The sequence below is a fragment of the Moorena sp. SIO4G3 genome (genome assembly GCF_010692305.1).
GTDB classification, from domain to species: Bacteria; Cyanobacteriota; Cyanobacteriia; order Cyanobacteriales; family Coleofasciculaceae; genus Moorena; species Moorena producens_A.
In genome coordinates this window covers 1-10191 of record NZ_JAAHIG010000321.1, presented here as the reverse complement: position 1 = coordinate 10191, position 10191 = coordinate 1, and the positions used below count along the sequence as shown (strand labels likewise).

The following is a 10191-nucleotide window of genomic DNA, read 5'->3' as shown; positions in this document are numbered from 1 at the left end:
AGCACGTCACAAGATGACTGCAAGCCGAAAGGTTGAAGGAGAACCTAGGAGCCGTATGAGGTGAAAGCTTCACGTACGGCTTTGGAGCGGAGGTGCATCGGGTAATACCGGACATCGACCGTAATAAAAAGGCAATCCCGGAAATAAAAAGCTTTAGGACTCCCGATACTCTGGGGCTGCCTGCCAAGTTGATGGATTGGACTATCAATGATGTAGCGAAGGCTATCACAGCGAGCCAAGCAGCTTGTACCGATGCGGTAATCAAGAAAATCTACAAAAGGTTTCCTGGGAAAGACAACCAAAAAACAAGAAAGGAGCTTTGTAAACAGCTTAAGACAAGAGCTTTCCTGGATAACCCACTGCTACATAGGCTTGTCAGGAAGGAGTTTCAGCGGGGACATTCTTGGGTAAAAAATCAGATAGTTTACCAACAAGAAGGGTATAAATGCAACAGGATCTCTCGTAATACTTATCAACTAGAGTTGGCTGGGTTAAGGAAAAGAAAAAGAAACAAAATAACCGTTAAGTCTAACCGGAAAATAAAAGGTCAGATCAGACTGATATACAACCAGCTACTGCAAAGGTTTGAAATTCATTTTTTAGTAGATTATGGAACTGTAGATATTCCTGCCGACCGCCGATCTATTGGGATAGACAAGGGATACACTGAGGCTTTCTATGATTCAGATGACCAAGCCCACGGTAAAGGCTTGGGTAAGCTAGCCACTAAAAACTCCGAACGTATATATGCCAAGAATCGCAATAGAGGGAAGCTTTGGGCGATACATAGAAAGCTAGAAAAAATAGATCCAGCCAAGTCGGCTCGGATACTTGAAAATAATTTAAGCAGAAAAACAGAAAATCGCCGATACAGAAAAAATCAATCAGAAATTACGGCAATTATAGGAGCGGCCTCTAAGGCTCTTTTCAAAGGAGAATCTTTAAAGGTATTTGCAGAGGATTTAACACAACCAATAAAAAATAAACGTCAGTCCAAAGCCATGTCCCGTAAGCTTAATAGTTGGATGAAAGGTCAGATACGGGACTCCTTGCAAAAATGGGCTAATTGGACTGGCTCGGTTGTCACAGAAGTGCAGCCTAGTTACACGTCGCAAATTGACTCCGTGACCGGAACCCTTCTAGGGAAAAGAATCGGGGACAGTTTTACCAGATTCAATGGGGTCGTGTTGCAGGCTGACCACAATGCTGCCAAAAATATCCTTGATAGAGGTACGGATAAGGAAATAACCCGGTATATGAGTAAAACCGAGGTGCAGGCAGTATTGTTGCGTCGTACCGCGCGTTTCTTGGAAGGGATGGGACTTAGCTTGCTTGATGCAGTTGAGCTTGGTTGGCTTGATTGTAAGCATAGCAAAACTAAGGCTTTTAAGAAACTCCTGGTCGAGATACCAGGAACGCCTAGACAGATGAGTGGCAGGCTTAACTCCAATTGCTGATGACCACTCCTCCCTCAGGCAACAATAAATTGCACCTTGACCGTTTGTGCGGCTTGCTCCAACTAGGAACCTAGAGAAACTCCAGGGGTATGAGTTGGGAGAATCGCGAGGATAACACCTCAAAATTCTTAACTATCTAACGGATGTGGGTGAAAATCCCACCCATGAGGAGACATGTGACTCCCTACCTGGCCACACCGAGAAAGCGACAACTTTCAGAGTGAAGCTGGCGACAGGGCACAATCAGACCGAAGCAGATCAGGACACTGGTGCTAAAGGGGAAGGTGACATGGGTAAACAGATTCTAGAAAAGTGTCTAACAAGGGAGCCACAATCTGAACAAAATATGTGGACTCTACTATCTCATTCTCACAGTGTTTTAAACGGGATAACTGTAAACTCCGAGAAGATAGTAGGCAAAATGAATCGCCCTAAATCACCAGAATAATCCGATAGATGGAACAAGTAAAAACGACAGCATTAATAGGTCTGAGGATAGGTCGTCACCTCGGTAAGTTATGTCAAACTTAATCCCTACTGTCGGGTAGGATGCAGGCGGAAACTGCCTGCGGGTATCCAGAATACACAAATCAACGAAGAGTACAGGTAGACACATGTCAAACCGATATAGTGACCTATGGAAAAGACAAAATTGGAAACAACTCCGACGGAACCTTTTTCGCCTACAGAGAAGAGTGTACAAAGCAGTTCGAAACGGTGACTTGAGGAAAGCTCGGTCTCTACAAAAACTGATTCTGAAATCTCGCGCAGCACAACTTCTAGCCATCCGTCAAGTGACACAGCTCAATAAAGGCAAGAAGACTGCCGGTGTGGATGGGAAGACAGCCCTAACATACAAAGAGCGAATTGAACTACTGTATGAATTGAACCACTATGGCCTTGTCTGGAAACATAGCGGACTTCGCGAAATCCCAATTCCAAAAAAGAATGGGAAAGTAAGGATTCTTAAGGTACCCACAATCGCCGATAGAGCATGGCAATGTCTAGCCAAATACGCTCTCGAACCCGCGCACGAAGCAACTTTTCACGCCCGGAGTTACGGGTTTAGGACTGGACGCAGTGCCCATGATGCCCAAAAACATGTGTTCAATAATTTAAGGTCACAATCCAATGGCATCAATAAGAGAGTAATTGAATTAGATATTAAAAAGTGTTTTGACCGTATCTCCCATAAGTCCATCATGGATAGATTGCTAGCCCCAGCTAGTCTGAAGAAGGGGATTTTCAGATGTTTAAAAGCTGGCATCAATCCGGAATTCCCTGAACAAGGAACACCCCAAGGAGGTGTGGTTAGCCCACTCTTAGCCAACATTGCACTTGATGGAATAGAGGCAATTCACCCCAGCGTCCGATATGCAGACGACATGGTGATATTCCTCAAACCAGAGGATAACGCAGAAAAGGTACTGGACAAAATCAAGACCTTTTTAGCAGAATGTGAGATGGAAATCAGTGAAGAAAAGACCAAGATTACCAAAACGACAGATGGCTTTGACTTCCTAGGTTGGAGAATGTATGTTCAAAAACATAACGGAAAATTCCGGAGTATTCCCTCAGTGGAAAATCACCGAAGTATCCGAAAGAAGATTAAAACCATAGTCAACAACTCGAATTATGGCGCTGAAGTAAAGGCACAAAAACTAGCCCCCGTGATAAGGGGATGGAGAAACTACCACAAATGGTGTGACATGAGCAGCGCAAGAGATTCCTTGTGGTTCATGAACAAGACCGCCAACCGTAAATTCCGAAAAGAGAAGAAAGTCAACAGGTATAAAGCCAACAAACTTTGTAACAAGGCTTTCCCATCCGTAGGATACGAACAGAACGGACACAAAATGGTAGCAGGAACCAACTCCCCCTATAACGGGAAAACAGTGTACTGGAGTCAAAGAAACTCCAAGCTATACAGTGATGCTACAGCAATAGCCTTGAAAAGGCAACGCCATTCCTGTGGACATTGTGGATTAAAGTTCATAGACGAAGAGTCCGTGCAACTCCATCACATAGATGGGAACCACGACAACTGGAAGTCTAAGAACCTAATGGCAGTACATCACAGCTGTCACCAACAAATCCACTGGAGCAAACCGAAAGGACAGGATATCTAGGAGCCGTATGCGGTGAAAGTCGCACGTACGGATTTGAAGGAGAGGTGCCCTGGGTAATACCAGGCATCGACTCTAACTATGCGGGCTGGTCCGTTTTTATGACGGTTTAAGAGTATATCCCTCTAACCAACTGGATAAATCCGACCCATCGGAAAAATCGAACAATGCCTCACTCAGTTGATCCAAATCAGCAGCAGATAAGTTGTTGATTACTGATTCTAGAGTAGGCTCAATTGTTCCAACCTTGCGTGTCAACTGACGCATAATTAGCTCCAGTTTTCCTTGCTGTAAGCCTTGCTGTAAGCCTTGCTGTAGACTTTGTTGGACTTTCTCCTCTCCCCAAGGTAATAAATTTCCAGAGCTATCCCACCACCGTAACCAATAGTTGGTGATTTCTGATTTTTGCCCGTACCATACTCCGAGAAACAAACCCATGGATTCAATCCAGTAGCGTCCATTAGCATCGGGTTGTTGTAGGGTATAGCTTCCTGAATTAAGCGATCGCATTTCCAAACTTCCGGAGGCTGGGTCAAAAATCACATAAATTGGTACTTGTAGGATTTGCTCGTAAAAGTACCATTTGCCATAGGGGTAACGGGGGTTAAGGGAATATTCTCCTTGCTCCTTCTCGGATAAAAATTCCATAACCACTGCTGGTACCTCTCCTTCGGTGTGAGGGGTATAGCTCCGGCGAATCACCCCTGGTAAGACAGGAAACACAGAAGGTACATAAAACCAGTCCGGTGCTTTGACTACTGTTTTACCGTCCACATTGGCACAGAGTCCAAAGTTGGAAGCAATCAGCATTGAGTTAGTGATAAATCCAGCTAATTCCAGAATCTCTCGCAGGATAGCCGCTAATAAGGGATGATAGAGATCATCCACTGGGTCATCGGGTAATTGAAATTCGTCGGGGAGTTTTTCCCATCGGATAATGGGTTCGGCTTTCGTTTGAGTCATAGCCATATCGGGTGTCTTTATATCCTTAAGGTAACGAAAAACTTAACTTTGTTTTTTTGAAGATAGTTTTGAAGAGACTGCCGAGTTTTGATGGTTGAGTTTTGAGTAATAACGACAGGTTTTAAAATTATATTCTATTTATAGATTACAATTAATTTTAACTACTAAATTCTTAAACACTAACTAGTAATGATGCCCAAAAAACTTGAAACTGCTACCTATGTCGAAGCAATGGCGCAACTCCTTGATTTAGACCTTAAGCCACAACATCGTCCTGGTGTTATCAAAAACTTCGCTACAATTTATGCGATCGCATCTCTAGTCACAGAATTTAGCTTACCTGATGATATCGCAGCTGCTCCTGTATTTGAACCTTAGGATGCTGATAATTTTTGACTATAAAATTATCGAGTTTATTGGTTGATAAGCGTTACTCAATCATCATAATAGCTGAAATTAGGATGCTAACCGTGAACCAAACTGATGCCATTGGAATTACCACTGCGATTCAAGAAGGTCAAGTCACTGCCAAAACAGTTATTACTAACTGTCTCGAAAAAATAACTGTCGGTAACCAATCCCTTAACTGTTTCACAACGGTTACCACTGACCAAGCTTTATCCGATGCTGAACACATTGATCATGCTATTGCTAAAGGAAACAATCCCGGTCCATTGGCAGGAGTTCCTTTTGCGGTTAAAAACTTATATGATATCGCTGGCTTAATAACATTAGCTGGGTCAAAAATTAATGCTGAAAATCTTCCTGCTTCCCGTGATGCTACTGCTGTAACTAAACTCAAACAAGCGGGTGCTATCCTAGTCGGAGCATTAAATATGGATGAGTACGCCTATGGCTTTGTAACGGAAAATAGCCATTACGGCGCAACTCATAACCCCCATGATCTCACTCGCATTGCTGGTGGTTCCTCTGGCGGCTCGGCAGCAGCAGTGGCGGCGGGATTAGTACCAATAACTCTCGGTTCCGATACCAATGGTTCGATCCGCGTACCAGCAGCGTTGTGTGGTACTTTTGGCTTCAAACCTACCTACGGACGATTGTCTCGCGCAGGGGTTTTCTTGTTTTCTGCTAGTTTGGATCATATCGGTCCGTTTGCTCGTTCTGTACGGGATATTGCTACTATCTTTGATATCCTTCAGGGAGCAGATCCGGCTGATTCAGTATGTACCAATCGTCTCCCAGAACTCTGTGTTCCCCACCTTAACCAGGGGATTGAAGGGTTACGGATTGGGGTTGCTGATGGGTATTTTGCTCAAGGGGCAGAACCAGAAGTCTTGGATGCTGTGGCTAAAGTCGCTAGTAGCTTGGATGTAACTGCCTCGGTTACTATCCCAGAAGCCAAGCGAGCCAGAGCAGCAGCTTATATTATTACGGCTAATGAAGGGTCAAACCTGCATTTGGACAATTTGCGTAAACGTCCCGATGATTTTGATCCAGCTACACGCGATCGCTTTTTAGCAGGTGCCCTAATTCCAGGGACTTGGTATATTCAAGCCCAACGGTTTCGACAATGGTTTCGCGATCGCGTTCGGGAAGTCTTCCAAGATGTCGATATTATCCTCGCTCCCACTACACCCTGTGTTGCTCCCCGACTGGGCCAAGAAAAAATGGTCATTGCCGGGGAAGAAGTGTTGGTTCGTCCAAACTTAGGATTATTTACTCAACCCTTATCCTTCATTGGCTTACCGGTCTTATCAGTACCAATTCAGCGTCCTGGTCAAATGCCCTTAGGGGTACAAATTATTGCTGCACCCTACCATGAAGCAATGATTCTTAGAGTTGCTGCAGTGCTTGAAGAGCAAGGCATCGTTTCAGCAGCGGTTGTATCTTAACAAATGGATGATTGAGACAATATTCTTTTACCGCAAATAGTTGTCTCATCAAACATTAAAAAAGAAGTATAAAGAGTTAAGTATCAAAAAATTTTATCTAGCAGCATGCTCTCCCAGATTAAAGAGTTAGCCCAAGAACTTGCCCCGCGTCTAATCGAAATCCGCCGTCATCTCCACTCTTACCCAGAATTGAGTGGTCAAGAACACCAAACAGCGGCTTACGTAGCTGGGGTCCTATCCTCCTGTGGTCTTCATGTACAAGAAGGGATTGGCAAAACTGGTCTTATCGGTGAACTGATTGGTGGTACCGATGAGCGATTAGTCGCCCTGCGCACTGATATGGACGCTCTACCCATCACCGAACAAACTTGCCTGGATTTTGCCTCACATCAACCGGGAGTCATGCATGCCTGTGGTCATGATGTCCACACCACCGTAGGCTTAGGCACAGCTATGGTTCTATCCCAACTCGGAGAAACTTTTCCTGGTAATACTCGCTTTCTGTTCCAACCAGCTGAGGAAATTGCTCAAGGTGCAAACTGGATTGTTAAAGATGGGGGAATGAAGGATGTGAGTGCTATCTTTGGTCTTCACGTTTTCCCATCAATTCCAGCAGGGTCTATTGGTATCCGCTATGGGGCATTAACAGCAGCAGCGGATGATTTAGAAATCGTAATTATGGGAGAATCCGGTCATGGAGCTCGCCCTCACCAAGCTATTGACGCGATTTGGATTGCTGCCCAGGTGATTACCACCCTCCAACAAGCTATTAGTCGCACCCAGAACCCATTACACCCGATGGTCTTGACAATTGGACAAATTAGTGGTGGGCGAGCTCCGAATATTATTGCTGACCAAGTGCAACTAGTAGGAACAGTGCGATCGCTTCATCCCCAAACCTATGCTGGTCTACCGGATTGGATTGAAAAGATTGTGGCCAATGTCTGTAATGCTTATGGCGCTCGCTATCACATCAACTATCAGCGGGGAGTACCATCAGTACAAAATGACTTAGCCTTAACTCAGTTGTTGGAAGCAGCAGCTAAGGAAGCTTGGGGAAGCGATCGCGTTTTAATCATACCCGAAGCCTCTATGGGTGCGGAAGATTTCTCGGTTTATCTACAACACGCTCCTGGCAGCATGTTCCGCCTCGGGGTTGGATTCCAAAATAAACTAAACTACCCACTGCACCATCCTCTGTTTGCCGTGGATGAATCGGCCATTGTTACCGGTGTCGTTACTCTGGCTTATGGGATTTATAAGTACTGGCACCAGGACTGTTAATTAGGGATTGGTGAAAAAGTTTTGGTGAGGAGAGGCAAGAGGCAAGAGGCAAGAGGCAAGAGGTTTAACCGGGTGGAACTTTCACAAACATCAGTTCAATAAGTGTATTAGTTTTGATAGGGATTCGGCTTATTTCTTGCACTTTATGAATCTTGAATAGTCCTCAAAACCTTAATAAATCAAGGGTTACGACTTATTCAGCTTGCCCTAATTATAAATTTAATTATACAGTTAATTCGATTTGCGACAATTTGAAGTACAGATTATGATTTTATGTTGCCTGTTGCCTGTTGCCTGTTGCCTGTTGCCTGTTGCCTGTTGCCTGTTGCCTGTTGCCTGTTGCCTGTTGCCTTTGATGCTAAAGCCCTAAGACTGATTTAGCAATATTGAAATAAATCAGCACACCTAAGACATCAACAACTGTTGTAATAAATGGTGCGGACATCAGAGCTGGGTCTAAGCCTAGGTGACGGAACAGAAACGGTAGGGCTGAACCGGCAATTGATGCTAAAAGTGCGATCGCAACTAGACTCACTCCCACCGATAGGGCTACTAAAAAATCTCCTTGTAACCAGTAACCCCATCCAGTGGCGATAGTACCCAGAATCCCTCCTAGTAATAACCCCGCCAGTGCCTCTCGCCAAATCACTTGACCGGGGCCTAAGTCACGAATTTCATCAGTATTCAAGCCACGAATCACCACCGTAGAAGACTGAGCGCCCACATTACCACCAGTGCCAGTGAGTAAAGGGATAAAAGCTGCTAGGGCAACAACCTGCTGCAAAATAGACTCTTGAGACTTTATGATCGTACCCGTAACCGTATTAGTGAGTAACAAGACAAATAACCAAACTACCCGTCGGCGGGCAACTGTGAATAAATTGGTTTGAAAATAATTATCTCCTTCCGATTGGACACCACCACCTACCGCGTACATATCTTCTGTTGCTTCCTGCTCCAAGATATCAATCACATCATCCACAGTGACAATACCCACTAGACGCTGCTCCCGGTCAACCACTGGTACAGCCAGAAAATCATAGCGTTGGATCATCCGTGCTACCTCTTCCTGGTCTGCATAGGTATGGACATAAACCACATCACGAGTCATAATTTCACCCATGGTGGTCTCGGTGGAAGAAATCACCAAATCCCGCAGGGAAACAATCCCAGTCAAATGTCGAGAGTTATCGGTGATATAGAGGTAATATACGACTTCCGAGGCTTTGGCTAAGCTACGAATCTGATCCAAGGTCTCGCTAACCGTCAAGTTTTCCTTGAGGGAAATATATTCAGGGGTCATGATTCGCCCTGCTGTTCCCTCCTCATACCCCAACAACAGGGCTGTCGCTTGGCGCTCCTTGGGACTTAACTGTGACTGCAAACGTCGGACGACCTTAGCTGGCAACTCATCAAACAACCTGGCTCGATCATCTGGCGACATCTTATCTACGATATCCAGTACCTCCTGATGTTTGAACTTCTCAACTAGAGACTGTTGGACACTGGAGTCAAGATTTTCATACACCTCAATGGCCTCAGATTTAGACAATAAGCGGAAGGCAATCACTTGCATTGCTTCGGGTAATCCTTCAATCGCTTCGGCAATGTCTACTGGTTGTACTGGTACCAGCACTTGCTTAGCACCCTGAAGATTACCTTGCTCCAGCAGTATCTGCAGTTGAGAACGCACCAGCTGTCGCAGTTCACTACGCGAGATTGTCTGGAGGGAAATTTGGTTTTCAGTCAATGCAAACCCTCCTCTTGAGTAGGTTTTACTTGTTTGTCAGTGCTGACTCAAGTCTAGATGCTTTTGTACCTGCTCCAAGACTCATTGGTAATTGGTAATTGGTAATTAGTACTTGGTAATTAGTACTTATTAAGTAGTACTTAGTAATTAGTACTTGGTAATTAGTCGGAAATAAATAAATAAATGAAATTATATTAAGAAATGTAAAATACGAACCATCTTTATAGCTGATCAGGTTTGAGTTAACTTAACCAAAGTTAACACAGTTACTAAAACGTTTGTCCCACTACTTAATTGGTAACTGAGGCAACTATCCTTTGGATTCCAATATTCACCAATGCCACTACTTGAGGCATCTTAGTCCAAGAGTATTTTCAGCGCATTGACATCCTCCCCCGTTAAATCAGATATTATAACGGGGGATTCCCAAACTTCACAATTTGGGTTTACTGCTTCCAAAGCACTTATCTAGGTTGTTGTAAACCCCCGACAGCCCGCCTACACAGTCATTTTCTAGCACGATCTGTCCGACCGCAGTAATACCACGTTGACAAATCACTTGAGCAGCTGAAACATCTCTGTTAATTTCATAATGGCATTCAGGACATTTGTGTATGCGTTCAGACAAATCTTTTTTGCCTGTATTTATACCACAATTTGGACAAATTTGACTAGTATATCTGTAATCAACTTTGCCAAAATATACGCCTCGTTTCCAACAAACCCAAGCTAAGATATCAAAGAACTGACCAAAACCC

9 protein-coding genes are annotated in these 10191 nt (G+C 44.3%); 6 read left to right on the top strand and 3 right to left on the bottom strand.

The features are described 5' to 3' along the window. The first annotated feature begins 92 nt into the window (after window positions 1-92). The 3 genes from F6J99_RS34840 (at window position 93) to F6J99_RS34830 (ending at window position 3586) form a co-directional block, all read left to right on the top strand. The gene (locus tag F6J99_RS34840; RefSeq protein ID WP_293120012.1) at window positions 93-1457 is read left to right on the top strand and encodes a zinc ribbon domain-containing protein; all 1365 of its coding nucleotides are present in this window, start codon (window positions 93-95) and stop codon (window positions 1455-1457) included. Window positions 1458-1602: 145 nt separating this feature from the next. Further along, the gene (locus F6J99_RS34835) at window positions 1603-1905 is read left to right on the top strand and encodes a hypothetical protein (RefSeq protein WP_293120010.1); all 303 of its coding nucleotides are present in this window, start codon (window positions 1603-1605) and stop codon (window positions 1903-1905) included. 166 nt (window positions 1906-2071) lie between these two features. Next, window positions 2072-3586 (top strand): reverse transcriptase domain-containing protein, encoded by a 1515-nt coding sequence (locus tag F6J99_RS34830; protein ID WP_293120008.1) that lies wholly within the window; start codon window positions 2072-2074, stop codon window positions 3584-3586. A gap of 96 nt (window positions 3587-3682) precedes the next feature. Here the strand turns inward: F6J99_RS34830 and F6J99_RS34825 are convergent, their stop codons facing one another. Further along, window positions 3683-4552 carry a DUF4351 domain-containing protein gene (locus F6J99_RS34825; RefSeq protein WP_293120006.1) on the bottom strand — a complete coding sequence of 290 codons (870 nt, stop codon included), beginning with the start codon at window positions 4550-4552 and terminating at the stop codon, window positions 3683-3685. A gap of 186 nt (window positions 4553-4738) precedes the next feature. Here F6J99_RS34825 and F6J99_RS34820 point away from each other — a divergent pair, with 186 nt between their 5' ends. The 3 genes from F6J99_RS34820 to F6J99_RS34810 all read left to right on the top strand — a co-directional run bounded on the left by F6J99_RS34820 (window position 4739) and on the right by F6J99_RS34810 (window position 7683). After that, window positions 4739-4924, top strand: a complete 186-nt coding sequence (locus F6J99_RS34820) for a DUF4089 domain-containing protein (RefSeq protein WP_365974882.1) — start codon at window positions 4739-4741, stop codon at window positions 4922-4924. Between the two features lie 83 nt (window positions 4925-5007). After that, window positions 5008-6399 (top strand): AtzE family amidohydrolase, encoded by a 1392-nt coding sequence (locus F6J99_RS34815; RefSeq protein ID WP_293120004.1) that lies wholly within the window; start codon window positions 5008-5010, stop codon window positions 6397-6399. Between the two features lie 105 nt (window positions 6400-6504). Continuing rightward, the gene (locus F6J99_RS34810) at window positions 6505-7683 is read left to right on the top strand and encodes a M20 family metallopeptidase (RefSeq protein ID WP_293120002.1); all 1179 of its coding nucleotides are present in this window, start codon (window positions 6505-6507) and stop codon (window positions 7681-7683) included. A gap of 358 nt (window positions 7684-8041) precedes the next feature. Here the strand turns inward: F6J99_RS34810 and mgtE are convergent, their stop codons facing one another. After that, window positions 8042-9433, bottom strand: coding sequence for a magnesium transporter (mgtE, locus tag F6J99_RS34805; protein WP_293120000.1), 1392 nt, complete (start codon window positions 9431-9433; stop codon window positions 8042-8044). A gap of 433 nt (window positions 9434-9866) precedes the next feature. After that, window positions 9867-10191: transposase (locus F6J99_RS34800; RefSeq protein ID WP_293119998.1), on the bottom strand; the 325-nt coding region annotated here is incomplete at its 5' end.

What these genes read in the sequence shown, in the direction of transcription:
- F6J99_RS34830 (WP_293120008.1), top strand. Translation starts at nt 2,072, where the DNA reads ATGTCAAACCGATATAGTGACCTATGGAAAAGACAAAATTGGAAACAA.
- F6J99_RS34815 (WP_293120004.1), top strand. Translation starts at nt 5,008, where the DNA reads ATGCTAACCGTGAACCAAACTGATGCCATTGGAATTACCACTGCGATT.
- F6J99_RS34810 (WP_293120002.1), top strand. Translation starts at nt 6,505, where the DNA reads ATGCTCTCCCAGATTAAAGAGTTAGCCCAAGAACTTGCCCCGCGTCTA.
- F6J99_RS34825 (WP_293120006.1), bottom strand. Translation starts at nt 4,552, where the DNA reads ATGGCTATGACTCAAACGAAAGCCGAACCCATTATCCGATGGGAAAAA.
- F6J99_RS34820 (WP_365974882.1), top strand. Translation starts at nt 4,739, where the DNA reads ATGCCCAAAAAACTTGAAACTGCTACCTATGTCGAAGCAATGGCGCAA.